The organism is Granulicatella sp. HMSC30F09, assembly GCF_001806915.1.
GTDB lineage: Bacteria > Bacillota > Bacilli > Lactobacillales > Aerococcaceae > Granulicatella > Granulicatella adiacens.
In genome coordinates this window covers 1-20,511 of the sequence record NZ_KV786436.1, presented here as the reverse complement: position 1 = coordinate 20,511, position 20,511 = coordinate 1, and the positions used below count along the sequence as shown (strand labels likewise).

Sequence of the window (20,511 nt, the reverse complement as noted above, 5' to 3'; positions counted from 1 at the left end):
AAATCGAAGGAGGTGTAACACATGCACGTTAAAACTGGTGATATCGTAAAAGTAATCTCAGGTAAAGACAAAGGTAAAGAAGGAAAAATTTTAAAAAGTTTTCCTAAGAAAGACCGTGTAATCGTTGAAGGTGTTAACATTGTTAAGAAACATCAAAAACCATCTCAAGCGAACCAAACAGGGGGAATCGTTGAAGTGGAAGCTCCAATTCATGTTTCAAACGTAATGTTCGTAGACCCAACTACAGGTAAAGCAACTCGTACAGGCTTTAAAGTAGAAAACGGTGAAAAGGTACGTGTACCTAAAGGTCGTAATAAAGCATAATTCAGTAATTTGAGGAAGGAGGACCATCCTGCATGAATCGCTTAAATGCAAAATACAAAAACGAAGTAGTACCTTCATTAATTGAAAAATTTAACTACAAATCAGTTATGGAAGTACCAAAAGTAGAAAAAATCGTTATTAATATGGGTGTTGGTGATGCAACATCTAACGCTAAAAACTTAGAAAAAGCAGTTGAAGAGTTAACATTAATCTCTGGTCAAAAACCAGTTGTAACAACTGCGAAGAAATCAATCGCTGGTTTCCGTTTACGTGAAGGTATGCCAATCGGAACTAAAGTTACTTTACGTGGTGAACGTATGTATGACTTCTTAGACAAGTTAGTAACAGTTTCATTACCTCGTGTACGTGACTTCCGTGGGATTTCTAAAAAATCTTTTGATGGACGCGGTAACTACACATTAGGTGTTAAAGAACAATTAATCTTCCCAGAAATTGACTACGATCGCGTAGACAAAGTTCGTGGTATGGATATTGTTATCGTAACAACAGCTAATACAGACGAAGAAGCAAAAGAATTATTAACTCAACTTGGAATGCCTTTCCAAAAATAAAAATTAAACTCACAGGAGGCGAGTAGTTTGGCTAAAAAATCAATGATCGCAAAGAACAAACGTCCAAAAAAATATTCAACTCAAGAATATACTCGTTGTGAACGTTGTGGTCGACCACATTCAGTTTATCGTAAATTCAAACTTTGCCGTATTTGTTTACGTGAGCTTGCCTATAAAGGGCAAATCCCAGGAATGAAGAAAGCAAGTTGGTAATCATTACTACTTGATAAAGGAGGTACTCATTAATGGTTATGACAGATCCAATCGCGGATTTCTTAACTCGTATTCGTAACGCGAACATGGTTCGTCACGAATCACTAGAAGTTCCGTCATCAAACATGAAAGTTGCTATTGCAAACATCTTAAAATCTGAAGGATTCATCAAAGATTTCTCAGTTGAAGAAGATGGCAAACAAGGCATCATGAAAGTGTTCTTGAAATATGGAAAAAATAACGAACGTGTAATCACAGGATTGAAACGTATTTCTAAACCTGGTTTACGTGTTTATGCTAAAACAGGTGAAGTTCCTAAAGTATTAAATGGTTTAGGAATTGCAATTGTGTCAACATCTGAAGGTGTTATCACAGATAAAGAAGCAAGAGCTAAAAACGTAGGTGGAGAAGTTCTAGCATACGTTTGGTAATCTAGAAAATAAGGAGGTGCAGCCAAGTGAGCCGTATCGGAAATAAACCAGTCGTTATTCCTGCAGGAGTAACAGTAGACTTAAAGGACAACACAGTTACTGTAAAAGGTCCTAAAGGTGAATTAACTTATACATTCAACCATAACATTTCTTTAGAACAACGCGAAGGTGAAGTAGTATTCACTCGTCCAGATGATTCAAAAGAAAACAAAACAATCCACGGAACAACTCGCGCAGTATTCAACAACATGGTAGTTGGGGTTACTGATGGATTCCAAAAAGAATTGGAATTAATCGGGGTTGGGTATCGTGCTCAATTACAAGGTAAAAAACTTGTATTAAACGTTGGATATTCTCATCCAGTGGAGTTTACTCCAGAAGAAGGTATCGAAATCGAAGTTCCTTCAAATACAAAAGTAATCGTTAAAGGTTATGACAAACAAAAAGTTGGCGAATTAGCTGCTAACATTCGTGGCGTACGTCCTCCAGAACCTTATAAAGGTAAAGGAATTCGTTACGTTGATGAATTTGTACGTCGTAAAGAAGGTAAAACAGGTAAATAATTTTAGTGATTATTTACCTTTTGTTGCGCTTGATGCAGCATGATTAATTAATAAGAGGTGAAAATTGTGATTACAAAACCAGACAAAAATAAAGTGCGTCAAACTCGTCACGCACGTGTTCGTCGCAAAATTTCTGGTACTGCTGAGTGCCCACGCTTGAACGTTTTTCGTTCTAACAAAAACATCTACGCTCAATTAATTGATGACGTAGCGGGTGTGACGCTAGCAAGTGCCTCTACTTTAGATACTAATGTAGAAAACGGAACAAAAACTGAGGAAGCTTCTGCTGTAGGTAAATTAATCGCAGAACGCGGACTTGAAAAAAATATTAAGAAAGTAGTCTTTGACCGTGGTGGATACTTATACCATGGACGTGTAAAAGCTTTAGCTGAAGCAGCACGTGAAAATGGACTAGTATTCTAGGAAAAGGAGGATCCACAATTCATGGTTAATGTTGATGCAAGAAACTTAGAATTAGAAGATCGTGTTGTTGCGATTAACCGCGTTACAAAAGTTGTAAAAGGTGGACGTCGTTTACGTTTTGCTGCTTTAGTAGTTGTCGGTGACCATAATGGACATGTTGGTTTCGGTACTGGTAAAGCTCAAGAAGTACCAGAAGCTATTCGTAAAGCTATTGAAGATGCTAAGAAAAACCTTATTGAAGTTCCAACTAGTGGTTCTACAATTCCTCACGAAGTTATCGGTCGTTTCTGCGGTGGTAACGTATTGTTAAAACCAGCTCAAGCCGGTTCAGGAATTGCTGCAGGTGGACCAGTTCGTGCCGTTGTTGAATTAGCAGGTATTTCAGACGTAACTTCAAAATCTTTAGGTTCTAACACACCAGTTAACATGGTTCGTGCTACAATCGAAGGATTAAAACAATTAAAACGTGTTGAAGATGTTGCTGCTTTACGTGGCAAATCAGTTGAAGAACTTTTAGGATAAGGAGGACATTATAATGGCAGAATTAAAGATTACTTTAAAGAAAAGCTTGATTGGACGTCCTCAAAACCAAATCGATACTTGTAAAGCATTAGGCTTAACAAAAATTCGTTCAACAGTTGTTAAACCAGCTAACGTAGCAATTAAAGGTATGGTTAACACAGTTTCACATTTAGTGGATGTTGAGGAAGTTTAATTTAAAACTTATAAGAGGAGGTGCCCAGAACATGAAACTTCATGAATTACAACCAGCTGAAGGTTCTCGTAAAGAACGTAACCGTGTTGGTAGAGGTCAAGGTTCAGGAAATGGTAAAACTGCTGGACGCGGAAGCAAAGGTCAAAAAGCTCGTTCAGGCGGTGGCGTTAGATTAGGATTCGAAGGTGGACAAACTCCATTGTTCCGTCGTATTCCAAAACGTGGTTTCCAAAATATTAATCGTAAAGAATATGCAGTTGTAAATCTTGAAACATTAAATCGTTTTGAAGATGGTCAAGAAGTAACTGCGGCTGTACTAGTTGAGGCTGGTATCGTTAAAAACGAAAAAGACGGTATCAAAGTGTTAGCTAATGGTAAACTTGAACGTAAGTTAACTGTAAAAGCAAATAAATTCTCGCAAGCAGCAAAAGAAGCTATTGAAGCTGCAGGTGGAACTGTAGAGGTGATCTAATGTTCACTCTACTAAAAAATGCTGTTCAAATGAAGGAAATTAGAAATCGTCTATTATTCACATTGATGATTCTAATTATCTTTCGTATTGGATCACAAGTAACGGTTCCTGGTGTAAATGCTGGAGCAATTCAAACATTTGCAACTACAGGAATCTTCGGGTTGTTAAATACATTTAGCGGTGGTGCGTTATCAAACTTCTCATTATTCTCAATGGGAGTTTCACCATATATCACTGCTTCGATTGTTGTTCAATTGTTACAAATGGATCTCTTACCGACATTCGTTGAATGGTCTAAACAAGGTGAAGTAGGTCGTCGTAAATTAAATACAGCAACGAGATATTTAACAATTGTTATTGGATTTTTCCAAGCTTATGCAATTTCATTCGGATTTAATGTTTGGTCAAATTACGGCTTAATTAATAATCCAGGAATTAAAACATTTTTAATGATTGCGCTTGTGTTAACAGCTGGTTCAATGTTCCTTACATGGTTAGGGGACATGATAACCGTTAAGGGGATTGGAAATGGTGTTTCTGTTCTAATCTTCGCAGGTATCGTAGCAAGAATGCCGCATGATATTTATGAATTCTATGTAAAACAAATTCAAGGTCGTGCAGACACTGAATTATATCGTGCAATAGGATTCACGGTTGCATTGATTGTAGCGATTGTTTTAGTCGTTATGTTAGTAGTTTATATTGAGCAAGCACAACGTCGCTTACCAATTTCCTACTCAAAACGTGCAACAGGATCAAGTGAAACATCTTGGTTACCATTAAAAATCAACTCTGCAGGGGTAATTCCTGTTATCTTTGCTAGTTCATTCATGACATTACCATCAACGATTTTAAGTCTTTATGCTAATGATCATAGTGAGTCTGGCTGGTACCAAATTGCAACTAACATTTTTGATTTTACTAAGCCTGCTGGTGCAACATTATACACAGTGTTAATTGTTGTATTTACATTCTTCTATGCTTTCGTTCAGGTAAACCCTGAGAAAGTAGCAGAAAACTTACAAAAATCTGGTGGTTACATCCTAAGTGTTCGTCCAGGTAAAGATACTGAATCATTTGTTTCAAGTACATTACTACGATTGAGTACAGTAGGTGCTCTTTACTTAGGAGGTATTTCAATTCTTCCTATGGTGGCTGCAGCATTGTGGAACTTACCAAGAGGATTGATGCTAGGTGGTACAAACCTTCTAATCGTTGTCGGGGTTGCTTTAGAAATCAGCCGTCAAATTGAAGGTCGTACGATTAAGCGTAAGTATAAAGGATTTATTGAGGAATAACGGATTGATTGACAAGATGCAGAAATGCGTTTTGTCAGTTCCTCAGTTATGATTCTAGGAGGCAACTATGAACATTATTTTAATGGGCTTACCTGGTGCAGGTAAAGGCACTCAAGCTGAAAAGATTGTTGCTACATACGGAATCCCACATATTTCAACAGGAGATATGTTCCGTGCTGCTATGCAACAACAAACTGAATTAGGTCTTAAAGCTAAATCATTCATGGATAAAGGCGAACTAGTACCTGATGAAGTAACAAACGGCATTGTAAAGGAACGTTTACAACAAGCCGATACAGAAAAAGGATTCTTATTGGACGGTTTCCCACGTACTCAAGCTCAAGCGGAAGCACTTGATAAAATCATGCAAGATTTAAATCGCTCAATTGATGCAGTGATTAATATTGAAGTGAACCCTGAGATCTTAATGCAACGTCTAACAGGAAGAATTATTTGTCGTAACTGTGGATCAACATATCACAAAACAAATAATCCACCTAAAGTAGAAGGAACATGTGATCGTTGTGGGTCTCACGATTTTTACCAACGTGAAGACGATAAGCCTGAAACAGTGGAAAATCGAATTCAAATTAATATCGAACAATCAAAACCAATCTTAAACTACTATAAAGCAAAAGGCATACTACGTAATGTAGATGGCGAAAGTGGAATTGACAATCTATTCCAAACGATTCAATCAATTATGGGAGAACCTCGCTAAACTCTGCCTGTTATCTTGCATTTATTGTAGCTGAAATGGTATACTTAGAAAGTTAGATAACGGTAGAAGTCCGTCAAATAATCCGTAAAAACTTATTACAAGTAAGGAGGATAAGACATGGCAAAGGAAGACGTAATTGAAATTGAAGGTATTGTTAATGAAACATTACCAAATGCGATGTTCAAGGTCGAACTTGAAAATGGTCATGAGGTTTTAGCGCATGTATCTGGAAAAATCCGGATGCACTACATTAAAATTTTACCAGGCGATAAAGTTACGGTTGAATTATCACCGTATGATTTAACGCGTGGAAGAATCACGTATCGCTTTAAATAATGGACTCCGTTAATGAAATAGAGGAGGGAACTTAAATGAAAGTTAGAGCATCAGTAAAACCAATTTGCGAAAAATGTAAAGTTATTAAACGCAATGGTAAAGTTATGGTGATTTGTCAAAATCCCAAACATAAACAACGTCAAGGATAATATATAAGGAGGTACTCATTAGTATGGCTCGTATTGCAGGTGTGGATATTCCACGTGAAAAACGTGTTGTTATTTCTTTAACCTATATTTACGGTATCGGTGTTACTACTTCAAAACAAATTTTAGCAGCTGCTAATGTAAATGAAGATACTCGTGTTCGCGATTTAACGAATGATGAGTTAGACCGTATCCGTGCTGAAGTGGATAAACTAAAAATTGAAGGGGACTTACGTCGTGAAGTGAACTTGAACATCAAACGTTTGATGGAAATCGGTTCATACCGTGGAGTTCGCCATCGTCGTGGTTTACCAGTTCGTGGACAAAATACAAAAAATAATGCTCGTACTCGTAAAGGCCCAGCTAAGGCTATTGCAGGTAAGAAAAAATAATTTAGAGAAGAAGGAGGTTAATTCTTCATGGCAAAGAAAGTTGTACGCAAACGCCGCGTGAAAAAGAATATTGAATCTGGTGTAGCACACATCCGTTCAACATTTAATAATACAATTGTTATGATTACAGACGTTCATGGTAATGCTGTTTCATGGTCTTCTGCAGGTGCTTTAGGATTTAAAGGTTCTAAAAAATCAACACCATTTGCTGCTCAAATGGCTGCTGAATCTGCTGCAAAAGGTTCAATGGAGCACGGAATGAAAACTGTAGAAGTTTCTGTTAAAGGTCCTGGTTCAGGTCGTGAAGCTGCTATTCGTTCATTACAAGCTACAGGTTTAGAAGTGACAGCAATTCGTGACGTAACACCAATCCCTCATAATGGATGTCGTCCTCCAAAACGCCGTCGTGTGTAATGGATTGTTATTGTTGAATTTTGTCGGACAATCGCACATTGAACGAACGTTTTGAAAGGGGTAAAAAACATGATCGAAATTGAAAAACCAAAAATTGAGACGATTGAAGTCAGCGAAGATGCAAAATTTGGTAAATTCGTTGTTGAGCCACTTGAACGCGGTTATGGTACTACCTTAGGGAATTCATTACGCCGAATCTTATTATCGTCACTCCCTGGTACTGCAGTAACAGATATCCAAATGGATGGCGTTTTACATGAATTTTCAACAATAGATGGCGTAGTTGAAGATGTAGCTGCAATCATTTTAAATATTAAAAAAATTGCACTTAAATCTTTCAGTGAAGATGAAAATAAAGTATTAGAAATTGATGTTAAGGGACCAGCAGTTGTAACTGCAGGTGATATCAAACACGATAGCGACATTCAAGTTCTAAACCCTGATTTATACATTTGTACAGTAGCAGAAGGTCATCACTTCCATGTTCGTATGAACGCTAAAAATGGTCGTGGGTATGTTCGCTCTGATTACAATAAATCTGAAAATATGCCAATTGGTGTTATTCCAATTGATTCTATTTATACTCCGATTAGTAAAGTGAACTACCAAGTAGAGAACACTCGTATTGGTCAAAAAAATGTTTATGATAAACTAACTCTTGATGTATGGACAGATGGTTCTATCGCACCTCAAGATGCTATTAGTTTAGCAGCTCGTATTTTAACAGAACACTTGAATATTTTTGTTAACTTAACAAATGAAGCACTTCCTATGGAAATCATGGTCGAAAAAGAAGAAACTCAAAAAGAACGTCTTCTTGAAATGACTATTGAAGAATTAGATTTATCAGTTCGTTCTTATAACTGCTTGAAACGTGCTGGAATTAATACAGTTCATGAATTAACAAGCAAATCAGAAGCTGAAATGATCAAAGTTCGTAACTTAGGTCGTAAATCTCTTGAAGAAGTAAAACAAAAACTAATCGATTTAAATTTAGACTTACGTCGTGAAGACTAATAGAAACTCTTAAGAAGGAGGAATATTATAAAATGGCTTATCGTAAATTAGGACGTACAAGTTCACAACGTAAAGCGTTACTACGTGACTTGACAACAGACTTAATTATTAACGAACGTATCGTTACTACTGAAGCTCGTGCTAAAGAAATTCGTTCTACTGTAGAAAAAATGATTACTTTAGGTAAACGTGGTGACTTACATGCTCGTCGTCAAGCAGCTGCATTTGTTCGTAACGAAGTTGCAGATGTTCGTGAAGAAGGCGAAAAAATCGTTGTTGAAACAGCGTTGCAAAAATTATTTAATGATTTAGCTTCTCGTTACAACGAACGTCAAGGTGGATACACTCGTATTCTTAAAACAGAACCTCGTCGTGGCGATGCTGCACCAATGGTTATCATTGAATTAGTTTAATATAACATTCAATCGAACACTTTTCGATGGTTGAAAAGAGCGTCATGATGGTAATAATCATCTTGCTTTGTAAGATGGGAAGTCTGGGGCTACTGAATGGTAGCCTTATTCTTTCCTTGATTATTTAGTCTAGCTCGTTGCCTTCCCGTCATTCACTTGGCGGGGAAGCACTTCATCGTATTAAAGTGTGTTTTTTTATTTTATACATATTTTTTTAATCATACATAGAATAAGGAAAGGGGTGTCGTTATTGGATCATACTATTATTGAGTTGGAAAATATTCATTATCGTTATCATGAAGACGATGCCAGAGAAGCCCTTGCCGGAGTTTCACTAGAAATTCGACGAGGTGAATGGTTAGCAATTATTGGTCATAATGGGTCCGGGAAATCTACTTTGGCCAAAGTTATGAATGGTTTGATTGAAGCAAATACAGGATCTGTTGTTGTAAATGGGAAGATGTTAACTGAAGAAACTGTGTTTGAAGCAAGAAGAACAGTTGGAATGGTGTTCCAAAATCCTGATAATCAATTCGTGGGAACTACTGTGGAAGATGATATTGCTTTTGGGTTGGAAAATATTGGACTTCCTCGAGAAGAAATGCTCGAACGCGTAACCAGAGTTCTTGATATGGTGAAAATGTCTGAATTTCGGACGAAAGAACCAGCTCGCTTATCAGGTGGGCAAAAACAAAGAGTAGCCATTGCGGGAGTAACGGCATTAGAACCTGAAGTAATTATTTTGGATGAAGCAACATCGATGTTAGATCCAAAAGGACGTTTAGAAGTGATTTCGACGATTCAAAAGCTTCATAAAGAAAAGAAGATTACCGTTATTTCTATTACGCATGATTTAGACGAAGCGGCTCAAGCAGACAGAGTTGTTTTGATGGAGCAAGGTCAAATTCAACAAATTGGGACTCCAAAGGAAATTTTTAAATTAGGATCCAAGCTAGTTGAAAAAGGATTAGATGTTCCTTTTGCTGAGAAACTGATAGAAGCTCTTCGGGAAAGAGGAATAAATGTCCCTGAGGAGTATTTAGATGAGGAAGGATTGGTGGAGTGGTTATGGACATCCGTTTTAACGAAGTAAATTTCGCATACCAAGCAAACACTCCTTTTGAAACACGCGCATTACATGACGTGAATTTTGCAATTCCTTCTGGAAAATATACTGCAATTATCGGTCATACTGGTTCAGGGAAGTCAACTATTCTTCAACATTTGAATGCTTTATTAAAGCCTACTACAGGGACAGTTGCATTAGGGGAACGTATTGTAGATGCTCAAACGAGTAATAAGGATTTGAAACCTTTACGAAAAAAAGTAGGAATTGTATTCCAATTTCCGGAAGCACAACTTTTTGAAGAAACCGTTCAGAAAGATATTGCTTTTGGCCCAAAGAATTTTGGAGTGAGTGAGGAAGACGCTAATCAAATTGCTAAGGAAACACTAAAGATTGTGGGTCTTCCTGAAGATGTCTTGCAAAAGTCACCGTTTGATTTATCTGGAGGACAAATGCGCCGTGTTGCTATTGCTGGGGTTTTAGCGATGCAGCCTGAGGTGTTAGTACTAGATGAACCAACTGCGGGACTAGATCCTAAAGGTCGTAAAGAAATGATGGAGATGTTTTCCTCCTTACAAAAAGAGCAAGGGATTACCATCGTTCTTGTAACACATCAAATGAATGATGTAAGTGACTATGCGGATTACGTGATTGTTTGTGAAAAAGGGACGGTTGTAAAAACTGGTACGCCTGAAGAAGTGTTCTCGGATGCACATTGGCTACAAGAAAAACAATTAGGCCTTCCTTCAACGATTCAATTTGTAGAGAGGCTAAAAGCAAAAGGGTTTTCAACCGAAGAACGCCCAATGACGTTAGATCAATTAGCGGATTTACTGGTTTCACATTCTAATTTAGGAGGTGAAGCAAGTGCTCGATAAATTAATATTAGGACGCTATTTACAAGGAGACTCATGGATCCATAAACTAGATCCAAGAACGAAATTAATTGGAACATTTGCGTTTGTATTAGTCATCTTCTTAGCCAATAACTGGGTAACATATGGCTTGTTGATTGCCTATACACTCGTGGCGTTACTATTGTCAAAGATTCCACTAGGATTCTTTTGGAAAGGAATTCGACCATTAATTTGGGTCATTCTATTCACAGTAGCACTTCAAATTCTATTCACAAGTGGAGGGGAAGTTTACTTTAAATGGGGATTCCTCCAAGTGACTTCCGAGGGGATTATTAACGCGGTATTCATTTTCTTACGCTTTGTATTAATTATCTCATTCTCGACGCTCTTAACGCTAACAACTGCACCCTTGCAGTTAACAGATGCGATTGAAGCAGTAATGAAGCCTCTTTCTGTTGTGAAGTTTCCAGTACATGAGGTTGCTTTGATGCTATCGATTGCGCTTCGTTTCGTTCCAACCTTAATGGATGAAGCACAGAAAATTATGAACGCGCAACGAGCTCGTGGGGTTGATTTTGGAGAAGGAAATCTCTTCGAACAAATGAAGGCGATTATTCCAATTCTTATTCCGCTTTTTGTGAGCTCATTGAATCGTGCTGAAGACTTAGCCACAGCTATGGAAGCTCGTGGATACCAGGGAGGAGACGGACGAAGTAAATACCGTGTTCTTCATTATGAAATGCGTGATGCCATTGCAGGAGTATCTCTTGTGGTCGTAACCATTTTATTATTTGTATTTAAAGCATAAAAAGTAAGGAGCTTGACTTGTCAAGCTCTTTTTTGAAAGAAGGGGAAAAGGATGCAGCGATATAAACTCATTATTCAATATGATGGTACGCCATATGTTGGATTTCAAGTGCAAGAGAACGGAAATAGCATTCAAGCAGAACTGAATAAGGCACTGAAGAAGATGACGAAGGGACAATATATTCCGGTTAGTGGATCTGGCCGGACAGACTCTGGTGTTCATGCCAATGGTCAAGTGGTTCATATCGACTACCCAAAACGCATAGAGGAAAACTCACTTGTCCGTGCGATGAATAGTTTATTACCAACTTCAATCCGGATTGTTTCTGCAGAAGCGGTCTCTGAAGAGTTTCACGCGCGCTATAGTGTAACCGGGAAACGATATATTTATAAAGTAGCGACTGCACCTGTGCAGAGTCCGTTTCTTCGTCAGTATGAGCTGCATCACCCATTCAAAACGGATGTAGATCGCATCAACAAGGCTTTTGAAGCAGTGATTGGAGAACATGATTTTACAAGTTTTTGTTCGACAAAAAGCGATAAAGACTCCAAAGTTCGCGTTGTGACGAAAGCAGAAGTGAAGAGAAACGGTGATGAATTAATTTTCACTTTTGAGGGTAAAGGTTTCCTTTACAATATGGTTCGCATTTTAGTTGGAACGGCGCTTCAAATTGGGGATGGTTTACGAGAAGTCGAAGAGATGAAACAGATTTTAGAAGCGATGGACCGAAATGTGGCTGGACCAACCGCGCCTGCTCACGGACTGTACTTAGATGAAGTGTTTTATAAGAATTTCGACTAGAAATATGATAGGATGAAGATAGTTATATTAAAAGGAGTGTCAATATGGTATTGAAAGATTTCGACAAAAATTTAGAAAAATACGCTAAATTATTAATCTCAACAGGGATTAACGTGCAACCAGGTCACACAGTGAATATTGTGATTGACGTAGACCAAGCACCATTAGCTCGTTTATTAGTAAAAGAAGCTTACGCACACGGAGCAAGCGAAGTTATTGTATCATGGGCAGACGATTTCGTAGGCCGTGAACGCTTATTACACGCAGCTGAAGACCGTATCACAAACGTTCCAGAATACCGTGTAGCAGAAATGAACTACTTATTAGAGAAGAAAGCAAGCCGCTTAAACGTTCGCTCAGCTGACCCAGACGCATTTGCTGGAGTATCAGCAGAACGTCTACAACAATCAACAAAAGCATTAAGTCTTGCATTAAAACCATTACGTACAGCAACACAAGCCAACAAAGTGAGCTGGACAGTAGCCGCTGCGGCTGGTAAAGAATGGGCGAAGAAAGTATTCCCTAATGCTGCAACGGACGAAGAAGCAGTAGATTTATTATGGGATCAAATCTTCAAAACTTGCCGTGTTTACGCTGATGATCCAGTAGCAGCATGGAAAGAACATGAAGAAAAATTAGACAAAAAAGCAGCTATCTTAAACAAAGAACAATTCGTGAAATTACACTACACTGCACCAGGGACAGACTTAACCCTAGGAATGCCTAAAAACCATGTTTGGGAGAGTGCTGGAAGCATCAATGCTCAAGGAGAACACTTCATCGCAAATATGCCAACAGAAGAAGTCTTCTCAGCTCCTGATTTCCGCGTAGCTGATGGATACGTATCAAGTACAAAACCATTAAGTTACAACGGAAACATTATCGAAGGCATCAAAGTGACTTTCAAAGACGGTCAAATCACAGAAGTATCTGCTGAAAAAGGCGACCAAGTAATGAAAGACTTAGTATTCGAAAACAATGGTGCTCGTGGATTAGGTGAAGTTGCACTCGTAAGTGACCCATCACCAATCTCTCAATCAGGCATTACATTCTTCAACACATTATTCGATGAAAATGCCTCAAACCACTTAGCAATTGGTTCTGCTTATGCAACAAGCGTTAAAGGTGGAGAAAAATTCGAAACTGAAGAAGAATTAAGAGAAGCTGGATTAAACCGTGCGGATGTTCACGTGGACTTCATGATTGGTGGACCAGAAATGAACGTTGATGGTATCCGTGAAGACGGTACTGTCGTTCCAATCTTCCGCAACGGAGACTGGGCAATTTAGTAAAAATATAGATTAAACCCAACAAAAAAGGGCATCAAGCTTAGGAGAACTCCTAAACTTGATGTCCTTTTTTAGTAAGAAGACTATAGAAAAATCTTATAGAGGTATAAAAAAACTCAATTGGTAAAAAAATCACAAACATTGTACAATAAATAGAGATAAAAACTTACAAATCTCGCAATAATTCTATTAATTCGATTGTATTTTGCGAATAAGTTTGATTTGGAAGATAAGCCACTCCAATAGGGAAGAAACTCTTCTTATCGTCTAGTGGGATCCAAGTAAGAGAAGCATCAGAATAAAATTCCTTATATTCATGGGCCATAATGCATATGGAATTAAAGGTTGCTAAACTAGCTAGCAAAACTTCCCAATTATCATCTGTATAAACAATATGAGGCTCAAATCCAAAGTCTCTAGAACGAGTATGCAGTAGTTTTCCTAACATAAAGTTTCTTGATAAAGTACTGAAACGTTCATTTTTGAGATGTTCAAAGGTGAGTGAGGATGCCTGTTCAAACGGATGCCCTTTCGGAACGACGATACTAGCATGGTATCCCAAAAATTCTTTTTGAAAAGGCTCAAGGTAAATATCGGTTTCAATCTTTGGAAACGAAAGAACTCCAAGATCAATTTCGCCATTGACGAGAGCTGTTTGTAGTTCTCTAGATCCACCTTGAATCATTGTTAGATGAACTGTTGGGTGGGACATCATAAATCTTGAGAATACTGGCATTAATTTAATGGCAAAAAGAGTTGGGAGACCTATTCGAATCGTTTCTTTTTGCGGGCGATTTAGCTTTTGAATCTTTTGAACAGTTTCTTCTAACTGTAAAATGATTTTTTTCGCTTCTTCGTAAAGAATTTGCCCAGCATCCGTTAAGCTGATTCCGTTTGTTTGCTGAATGAAAAGAGGAGTATGTAATTCTGATTCTAATTTTTTAATGGTTTGGGAAAGGGTAGGTTGTGTGATGAATAAACTGCGTGCAGCTGGGGAATATCCCCCATGGTCAACGATACTTACAAAGTATTGTAGATGTTTAATATCCATTTGAATGTCTCCTCGTCATTTAAGTGAAATCTTACACATTATTTTATCAAAGAAAAAAATGAGAAGCAATGTCTATTTAAATTAAGGAGGAATAAGTATGAAAATAACAATAGCTGGTGCTGGAGCGATGGGAAGTCGTTTCGGATTGATGTTGCATAACGCGGGGCACGAAGTAGTACTAGTAGATGGTTGGAAAGATCATGTAGAAGCCATTCAAAAAGAGGGATTAAAAGCAAACTTCAATGGAGAGGAAGTCGTTGTAAAATTACCAGCGCTACTCCAAAGTGAAGTAACAGAGTCTGCGACGAGTGATTTGATTATTCTATTTACAAAGGCAATGCAATTAGAAAAAATGCTCAATGATTTAAAACCTGTTATTCATGAAAAGACTAAGGTGCTATGCTTACTAAACGGTATTGGTCACGAAGAAGTCATTGAAAAATTTGTTCCTAAAGAAAATATCTTTATAGGAAATACTATGTGGACTGCAGGAATGGAAGGTCCAGGACGAGTGAAACTATTTGGTAGTGGAACAGTTGCGTTGAAGAACTTAGTGGATACTGACGATGCAAAAGAAGGAGCTCTTGAAATTGTTGAGGTATTGAATAGCGCAGGTTTAAACGCTAATTATTCAGAGAATATCCTATATGCCATCTACAAGAAGGCTTGTGTCAATGGTACAATGAATGGCTTATGTACCATTTTATTAAGTAATATGTATGAGTTTGGATCTACTACAGATGCTCATATGATTGTTGAAAATATTGTGAAAGAATTTGCAGATGTTGCAAAATTTGAAAATATCGAAATAAATGTTTCAGAAATTGTTGAATATATCGAGAGTAATTGTTATAATTGTAAGACAATTGGACTTCATTATCCATCTATGTATCAAGACTTGAATAAAAATAATCGTTTAACAGAAATTGATTATATTAATGGTGCGGTTGTTCGTAAAGGTAAGAAATATGGAATACCAACACCGTATTGTGCTTTTCTTACAGCTTTAGTTCATTGTAAAGAACAAATTTTAGGAGCTAAATAGCTCAAGAAAGAGGGGAAATTATGGAAGCTCAGGCTCAAACAAAAATGACTGGAAAAGTCTTTATCAATAAAATCTTATCAGGAACAGCACTAGGGGTTATTGTTGGTCTAATTCCAAACGCTGTTTTATCTGCAATCTTAAAATATTTTAGTCAATATCCAATTGCTGTAACAATTACACAAATTGCAGTAATTTTCCAATTAGCAACGCCCCTTATCATTGGTGGATTAATCGCTTTACAATTTGGATTTAAACCAATGGAAATGATGGTAACAGCAGGTGCCTGCTTTGTAGCCAGTGGGGTTGTAACTTACAATGCTGAATTGAAAGCTTATGTAGGTGCTGGAACAGGGGACTTAATCAATACCATGGTGACCGCTGCGATTGCAGTTGGAATGTTGATGCTCATTAAAGATAAATTTGGTTCAACAGCAGTGGTTGCAATGCCAATCGTCGTTGGGGTTGGATCTGCGTTTATCGGATTATTACTCTTACCATACGTTAAAATGATTACTGCAGCGATTGGTCAAGTGATCAACGAGTTCACAACATTACAACCAATTTTGATGTCTATCTTAATCTGCTGCTCATTCGCATTTTTAATCATCTCACCAATCTCTACAGTAGCGATTGGTTTAGCGATTCAGTTAAACGGTGTGTCTGCCGGGGCTGCTGCAATGGGGGTTGCTGCAACCGCTGTAGCATTAGTAGTTCATTCATGGAAAGTGAATAAATCAGGGGTAACATTAGCGATTGCTTTAGGAGCAATGAAATTAATGATGCCAAACTTATTCAAATATCCAGTTATCTTGATTCCATGTTTATCGACAGCAATTCTTTCAGCGATTCCTGTAGCGCTCTTCTCAGTAAGTGGTACTCCACAATCTGCTGGATTCGGTCTTGTAGGTTTAGTAGGACCATTAGCTTCTATTGATGCAGGATTGAATGTTGGATTAGCTGCTATTGTATGGTTAGCTGTTCCAATTGCTGCTGCGATTGCAAGCAAGCTTGTATTTGAAAAAGTATTAAAACTATACGATTCTTCAGTAGTCTTCAAATTCCAAGACTAATCAACAGAATTCCTATCGGCTCCTTCATGTAATTGCATGGAGGAGTTTATTTTTATTTTCCAAAGAAGATGGTACAATAAATCTAATAGAAGGGAGTGGTTGCATGAGAATTCAGCAACTCATTTATTTTGAAAAAATTGCTGAAAAAGGTTCGATGAATGAGGCGGCTAAAGAGTTATACGTCAGCCAACCAAGTTTGTCGAAGGCCATTCGTGAACTTGAAATCGAGATGGATATTACGCTTTTTCAACGTGGAAATACGGGAATTACTTTGACGGCAGAAGGACGAGAATTTCTTGTATATGCTCGTCAAGTCCTCGATCAAGTGAATTTGATGGAAGAAAAATACAAAAGACAAACCAAACGGAAACGAACATTCTCAGTATCCGCTCAGCACTATGCCTTTGTGGTCCATGCCTTTGTAGATTTTATTCAAAAGGAAGCTGGAGACGAATATCAATTCACGCTTCGCGAAACAGAAACACAAAACATTTTAGAAGACTTAACGAACTATAAGAGTGAGATTGGTGTCTTGTATTTGAATGATTTCAACCGTAAAGTCATGGAAAAATTATTCAAAGAAAAGGACTTAGTCTTCACGCCACTCTTCACGGCACAACCACACGTATTCTTAAGTACTCAAAATCCACTTGCCGAAAAAGAGAGCATTGCGCTAGAAGAATTAGAAGACTATCCTTATTTATCCTATGAACAGGGAGAAGAAAACTCATTCTACTTCTCAGAGGAAATCCTCAGCACGATGGAGCATAAGAAGAGCATTAAGGTAAGTGACCGTGCGACCATCTTTAATTTAATGGTCGGATTAAATGGATACACGATTAGTTCAGGGATTATTAGTAGCAAGCTGAACGATGATAAGATTGTTGCGGTTCCTCTGGACGTGGAAGATACGATGGAACTGGGGATCTTGCAACATGATCAGCGAAAATTATCGAAGGAAGCAGAGCGATTCTTGCATATGCTGAAAACACATATTCAGGAATACGGCTTTGAAGTTAAAAATCTTGATTTTTAATTCACAAAGAGGTTGAAACTATTCGGAAAATCGGGGATAATAAAAGAAGGTAAGACAGAATTACTCAATAGAAGGAGACGGATGCAAATGAGTTGGAAAGAAACAGCAAAACTATGGGAATCTTTTGATGCACTAGAAGAAGGATTAAAGGTGCAATTACAATCAATGGATGACGTTCAAAAAGAGGAAGCCTTCTATACACCATTAGAATTTGGTACTGCGGGAATGCGTGGAATTGTTGGACCTGGGATCAATCGCATGAACACTTACACTGTTCGTCAGGCAACAGAAGGATTATCACGCTTAATTGAAAGTTACGGGGAAGAAGCGAAAAAACGTGGCGTAGCGATTGCTTATGATTCACGTCATTTTTCACCAGAATTCGCAATGGAATCTGCACGTACATTAGCCACTCATGGCATTGCGTCATATGTATTTGAAAGCTTACGTCCAACGCCAGAATTATCATTCGCGGTACGTTACTTGCATACATTTGCCGGAATTATGATTACAGCTAGTCATAACCCAGCAGCTTACAATGGATATAAAGTATATGGTGAAGACGGCGGTCAAATGCCTCCAAAAGATGCAGATGCTTTAACTGCATACGTTCGCCAAGTGGCAAATCCACTTGAAATCGAAGTGCTAGATGATGATGCATTAGAAGCATCAGGCCTTGTAACGATTATCGGGAAAGACGTCGATGATGCGTACTTGAAAGAAATCAAAACGGTATCTGTGAATCCAAAACTTCTTAGCGATGTAGAAGGATTATCAGTCGTTTATACCCCATTACACGGAACTGGGTTAATGCTTGTAGAAAAAGCATTAGAACAAGCAGAATTCAAAGGATTGCATGTGGTTGAAGAACAAGCGGTGCCAGATGGAGACTTCTCAACAGTTAAATCTCCAAACCCTGAAGAAGCAGGCGCATTTGAATATGCGGTAGAATTAGGGAAAAAAGTAGGGGCTGATGTATTATTAGCGACTGACCCTGATGCGGACCGAATGGGGGCTGCCGTACGATTACCAGATGGAAGCTACCAAGTGATTACAGGGAACCAAATCGCTGCGATTTTAGTCGATTACTTACTATATGCTCACCAACAAGCAGGAACACTTCCAAGTAATGCGCTGGTCGTGAAATCAATTGTAAGTAGTGAACTTCCAACAGCTGTCGCTAAAAGCTATGGCGCTGAAATGATGAACGTATTAACAGGATTCAAATTCATCGCAGAACAAATCCAACACGACGAAGAAACGGGAGAACATACTTTCATGTTCGGTTTCGAAGAAAGTTATGGATACCTTGTGAAATCATTCGTCCGTGATAAAGATGCGGTTCAAGCAGTGTTATTACTAACAGAAGTAGCAGCACACTTCAAGAACGAAGGCAAGACTTTATATGACGGACTTCAAGCATTATATGCAAAACACGGGTACTTCTTAGAAAAAACAATTTCTGTAACAGTAGCTGGTTTAGAAGGTCCACAAAAAATTAAAGCCTTACTTGATGGCTTACGCGCTTCTGTTCCAACAAGCTTTGGAGGATTGAAAGTGGCATTCGCACAAGACTTCGCAGTGAACGAACAGAAAGATGCGAACGGTGTCGTTTCTGAAATCGGACTTCCAACTTCTAACGTATTGAAATACATTTTAGAAGATGGATCTTGGATTGCCGTTCGTCCAAGTGGTACTGAACCAAAAATTAAGTTCTACATCGGAGCGAAAGCAGATAACGAAGCTGCTGCTAAAGATAAAGTAGCTGCCTTACAAGCCGACTTAGAAAAATTACAATAATGAATGAAGTAGAGCACTCTTACATTTATAAGGGTGCTTTTTTTGTCTTTATAGAAAGAAAGTTTTGAGAATCAAAGGAGTATGCTATAATGAAATTCATATAAATAAGTTTTCAAAAAATCGCTATTTTAAAAGTTTTAAGGAGAACACAATGAAAAAAGAAATTAAATTATTGCTAGTAGGGAGCTCGTTATTCTGTTCATTCGTCATTGCAGGGTGCTCAGCTACTCCATCTACTGCAAGTGAAACCACTCAAGCCCAAACGAAAGATACCGTTTATCATAAAAATGATGTTACTGGACCAGCGGCTTCCTTTGATTGGGACGCTAAAATGCCTCCGTTAACGAATTACGAACAAACGTATGTAGAATCTAATAGTGGCAAAACTGTAAAAATGCCTTTATCTCGAGTGAAAAAAGCAGCTGAAGATCTTACAGAGAAGAAAAAGAGCATTACAGATAGTAAAGTCCAAGAAGCATTAAAATTAGTGGACGCTGTCTTTGTAAATCAAGAAAATTTTGATGCACTGTTACTTGCTACAACTACCTCTAATCAAGAAGAATTTTTTGATAAATTATGGAATGGGTATATGGTGAAGATGTTGACAGAATCCAGACCAACCTTCTCTAATGATGCAGAAATAGAGTTTCAAGGAGTTACTTATCCCATTAAAGTGTATGGACCTATGTATTTAAAAGTAAATACAAACTCACTAGGGAAAGCAGGAGCCTATACACTAGAAGATTACAAAGTCGATGGGGATACCGTGTATTTGAAATTCCAAGCTCCAAAAGTAGATCTCTATCAATATGAGGTACAAGCAAGTTATCAAAGAGACAATCAAGCTTTCTTTGAAGGGTTAATCCAGGAATCTCAAAAGATAGGACAATCTGATTTTTCTAAAGCCCTCTTGCTTAAGTTAATTTATCGATTAGCAGCCCTAGGGTTTAAATCGAATTTAGGGGTCAACTTAGAAGGAATGGATTATCTTCCAAGAAATACGCACTATTTAGCAATTAAAGTGGACAATACAGGAAAAGCGACGATTGATGACGAAAACTTAGCAAACCTTCTTCAAATTGATTTGAAAACAGCGAACGAAGCGAATAAAAGAAAATTTGAATAAAGTAGATAATTACCTGAAAAAGATTTTTTTGAGGGTCTGCTAGCTTATATTAATCAATAAAGTTATAATGAAAAGGAGCATTTTGAAGTGCACCCCAAAAGTTAGACACAAA

Annotated in this window: 28 protein-coding genes; 27 read left to right on the top strand and 1 reads right to left on the bottom strand. The window is 37.9% G+C overall.

Annotated features, from left to right (window positions below; all coding sequences use genetic code 11):
* The first annotated feature begins 21 nt into the window (after window positions 1–21).
* The 22 genes from rplX to HMPREF3103_RS08255 all read left to right on the top strand — a co-directional run bounded on the left by rplX (window position 22) and on the right by HMPREF3103_RS08255 (window position 13,271).
* A complete protein-coding gene (rplX, locus tag HMPREF3103_RS08360; protein WP_048710358.1) occupies window positions 22–324 on the top strand; it encodes a 50S ribosomal protein L24 in 303 nt (100 codons plus the stop codon).
* Between the two features lie 32 nt (window positions 325–356).
* Window positions 357–896, top strand: a complete 540-nt coding sequence (gene rplE / locus HMPREF3103_RS08355; RefSeq protein ID WP_048710355.1) for a 50S ribosomal protein L5 — start codon at window positions 357–359, stop codon at window positions 894–896.
* Between the two features lie 27 nt (window positions 897–923).
* Window positions 924–1,109, top strand: a complete 186-nt coding sequence (locus tag HMPREF3103_RS08350) for a type Z 30S ribosomal protein S14 (RefSeq protein WP_005607459.1) — start codon at window positions 924–926, stop codon at window positions 1,107–1,109.
* 32 nt (window positions 1,110–1,141) lie between these two features.
* Window positions 1,142–1,540, top strand: a complete 399-nt coding sequence (gene rpsH, locus HMPREF3103_RS08345; RefSeq protein ID WP_005607457.1) for a 30S ribosomal protein S8 — start codon at window positions 1,142–1,144, stop codon at window positions 1,538–1,540.
* A gap of 26 nt (window positions 1,541–1,566) precedes the next feature.
* Window positions 1,567–2,103 (top strand): 50S ribosomal protein L6, encoded by a 537-nt coding sequence (gene rplF, locus HMPREF3103_RS08340; RefSeq protein WP_070439185.1) that lies wholly within the window; start codon window positions 1,567–1,569, stop codon window positions 2,101–2,103.
* A 66-nt stretch (window positions 2,104–2,169) separates the two neighbouring features.
* Window positions 2,170–2,526 (top strand): 50S ribosomal protein L18, encoded by a 357-nt coding sequence (gene rplR, locus HMPREF3103_RS08335; protein ID WP_039849225.1) that lies wholly within the window; start codon window positions 2,170–2,172, stop codon window positions 2,524–2,526.
* A 21-nt stretch (window positions 2,527–2,547) separates the two neighbouring features.
* Complete coding sequence (rpsE, locus tag HMPREF3103_RS08330; protein WP_005607452.1) at window positions 2,548–3,048, top strand: 30S ribosomal protein S5; 501 nt, start codon at window positions 2,548–2,550, stop codon at window positions 3,046–3,048.
* Between the two features lie 13 nt (window positions 3,049–3,061).
* Window positions 3,062–3,241, top strand: coding sequence for a 50S ribosomal protein L30 (gene rpmD, locus HMPREF3103_RS08325; RefSeq protein ID WP_005607451.1), 180 nt, complete (start codon window positions 3,062–3,064; stop codon window positions 3,239–3,241).
* A 31-nt stretch (window positions 3,242–3,272) separates the two neighbouring features.
* Window positions 3,273–3,713, top strand: a complete 441-nt coding sequence (gene rplO, locus HMPREF3103_RS08320; RefSeq protein WP_039849224.1) for a 50S ribosomal protein L15 — start codon at window positions 3,273–3,275, stop codon at window positions 3,711–3,713.
* Window positions 3,713–5,011: a preprotein translocase subunit SecY gene (gene secY, locus HMPREF3103_RS08315; protein ID WP_005607449.1), complete on the top strand. Its 1,299-nt coding sequence runs from the start codon at window positions 3,713–3,715 to the stop codon at window positions 5,009–5,011. The genes rplO and secY overlap by 1 nt, the downstream gene beginning before the upstream one ends.
* A 67-nt stretch (window positions 5,012–5,078) precedes the next feature.
* Window positions 5,079–5,732, top strand: a complete 654-nt coding sequence (locus HMPREF3103_RS08310) for an adenylate kinase (RefSeq protein WP_049555344.1) — start codon at window positions 5,079–5,081, stop codon at window positions 5,730–5,732.
* A gap of 117 nt (window positions 5,733–5,849) precedes the next feature.
* Window positions 5,850–6,068 (top strand): translation initiation factor IF-1, encoded by a 219-nt coding sequence (gene infA / locus HMPREF3103_RS08305; RefSeq protein ID WP_005607446.1) that lies wholly within the window; start codon window positions 5,850–5,852, stop codon window positions 6,066–6,068.
* Window positions 6,069–6,103: 35 nt separating this feature from the next.
* The gene (gene rpmJ, locus HMPREF3103_RS08300) at window positions 6,104–6,217 is read left to right on the top strand and encodes a 50S ribosomal protein L36 (RefSeq protein WP_005607444.1); all 114 of its coding nucleotides are present in this window, start codon (window positions 6,104–6,106) and stop codon (window positions 6,215–6,217) included.
* A gap of 23 nt (window positions 6,218–6,240) precedes the next feature.
* A complete protein-coding gene (rpsM, locus tag HMPREF3103_RS08295) occupies window positions 6,241–6,606 on the top strand; it encodes a 30S ribosomal protein S13 (RefSeq protein ID WP_049555343.1) in 366 nt (121 codons plus the stop codon).
* Window positions 6,607–6,633: 27 nt separating this feature from the next.
* Complete coding sequence (gene rpsK, locus HMPREF3103_RS08290; protein ID WP_005607440.1) at window positions 6,634–7,020, top strand: 30S ribosomal protein S11; 387 nt, start codon at window positions 6,634–6,636, stop codon at window positions 7,018–7,020.
* A 69-nt stretch (window positions 7,021–7,089) separates the two neighbouring features.
* Complete coding sequence (locus tag HMPREF3103_RS08285; protein WP_005607438.1) at window positions 7,090–8,037, top strand: DNA-directed RNA polymerase subunit alpha; 948 nt, start codon at window positions 7,090–7,092, stop codon at window positions 8,035–8,037.
* A gap of 32 nt (window positions 8,038–8,069) precedes the next feature.
* A complete protein-coding gene (rplQ, locus tag HMPREF3103_RS08280) occupies window positions 8,070–8,450 on the top strand; it encodes a 50S ribosomal protein L17 (protein ID WP_005607436.1) in 381 nt (126 codons plus the stop codon).
* 241 nt (window positions 8,451–8,691) lie between these two features.
* Window positions 8,692–9,543 (top strand): energy-coupling factor ABC transporter ATP-binding protein, encoded by an 852-nt coding sequence (locus HMPREF3103_RS08275; protein WP_083278779.1) that lies wholly within the window; start codon window positions 8,692–8,694, stop codon window positions 9,541–9,543.
* Window positions 9,519–10,394 (top strand): energy-coupling factor ABC transporter ATP-binding protein, encoded by an 876-nt coding sequence (locus HMPREF3103_RS08270; RefSeq protein WP_070439183.1) that lies wholly within the window; start codon window positions 9,519–9,521, stop codon window positions 10,392–10,394. The genes HMPREF3103_RS08275 and HMPREF3103_RS08270 overlap by 25 nt, the downstream gene beginning before the upstream one ends.
* A complete protein-coding gene (locus tag HMPREF3103_RS08265) occupies window positions 10,384–11,181 on the top strand; it encodes an energy-coupling factor transporter transmembrane component T family protein (RefSeq protein ID WP_070439180.1) in 798 nt (265 codons plus the stop codon). Before HMPREF3103_RS08270 ends, HMPREF3103_RS08265 begins: the two co-directional genes overlap by 11 nt.
* A gap of 51 nt (window positions 11,182–11,232) precedes the next feature.
* Window positions 11,233–11,982 (top strand): tRNA pseudouridine(38-40) synthase TruA, encoded by a 750-nt coding sequence (gene truA / locus HMPREF3103_RS08260; protein ID WP_070439177.1) that lies wholly within the window; start codon window positions 11,233–11,235, stop codon window positions 11,980–11,982.
* A 44-nt stretch (window positions 11,983–12,026) separates the two neighbouring features.
* Entirely contained in the window at window positions 12,027–13,271 is a 1,245-nt protein-coding gene (locus HMPREF3103_RS08255) for an aminopeptidase (protein WP_049555338.1), read from the top strand.
* Between the two features lie 166 nt (window positions 13,272–13,437).
* On the opposite strand, the gene HMPREF3103_RS08250 is transcribed toward HMPREF3103_RS08255, so the two are convergent.
* Window positions 13,438–14,322, bottom strand: coding sequence for a LysR family transcriptional regulator (locus HMPREF3103_RS08250; RefSeq protein ID WP_049555337.1), 885 nt, complete (start codon window positions 14,320–14,322; stop codon window positions 13,438–13,440).
* A gap of 97 nt (window positions 14,323–14,419) precedes the next feature.
* Here HMPREF3103_RS08250 and HMPREF3103_RS08245 point away from each other — a divergent pair, with 97 nt between their 5' ends.
* The 5 genes from HMPREF3103_RS08245 (at window position 14,420) to HMPREF3103_RS08225 (ending at window position 20,399) form a co-directional block, all read left to right on the top strand.
* On the top strand, window positions 14,420–15,367 hold the full coding sequence (locus HMPREF3103_RS08245) for a 2-dehydropantoate 2-reductase (RefSeq protein WP_049555336.1): 948 nt from the start codon (window positions 14,420–14,422) through the stop codon (window positions 15,365–15,367).
* Between the two features lie 20 nt (window positions 15,368–15,387).
* Window positions 15,388–16,437 (top strand): PTS sugar transporter subunit IIC, encoded by a 1,050-nt coding sequence (locus HMPREF3103_RS08240; protein WP_005607421.1) that lies wholly within the window; start codon window positions 15,388–15,390, stop codon window positions 16,435–16,437.
* Between the two features lie 103 nt (window positions 16,438–16,540).
* Window positions 16,541–17,473, top strand: a complete 933-nt coding sequence (locus HMPREF3103_RS08235) for a LysR family transcriptional regulator (RefSeq protein WP_049555335.1) — start codon at window positions 16,541–16,543, stop codon at window positions 17,471–17,473.
* A gap of 87 nt (window positions 17,474–17,560) precedes the next feature.
* On the top strand, window positions 17,561–19,273 hold the full coding sequence (locus HMPREF3103_RS08230) for a phospho-sugar mutase (RefSeq protein WP_070439174.1): 1,713 nt from the start codon (window positions 17,561–17,563) through the stop codon (window positions 19,271–19,273).
* Between the two features lie 151 nt (window positions 19,274–19,424).
* Window positions 19,425–20,399 carry a hypothetical protein gene (locus HMPREF3103_RS08225; protein ID WP_070439171.1) on the top strand — a complete coding sequence of 325 codons (975 nt, stop codon included), beginning with the start codon at window positions 19,425–19,427 and terminating at the stop codon, window positions 20,397–20,399.
* The last annotated feature ends 112 nt before the right edge of the window (window positions 20,400–20,511 follow it).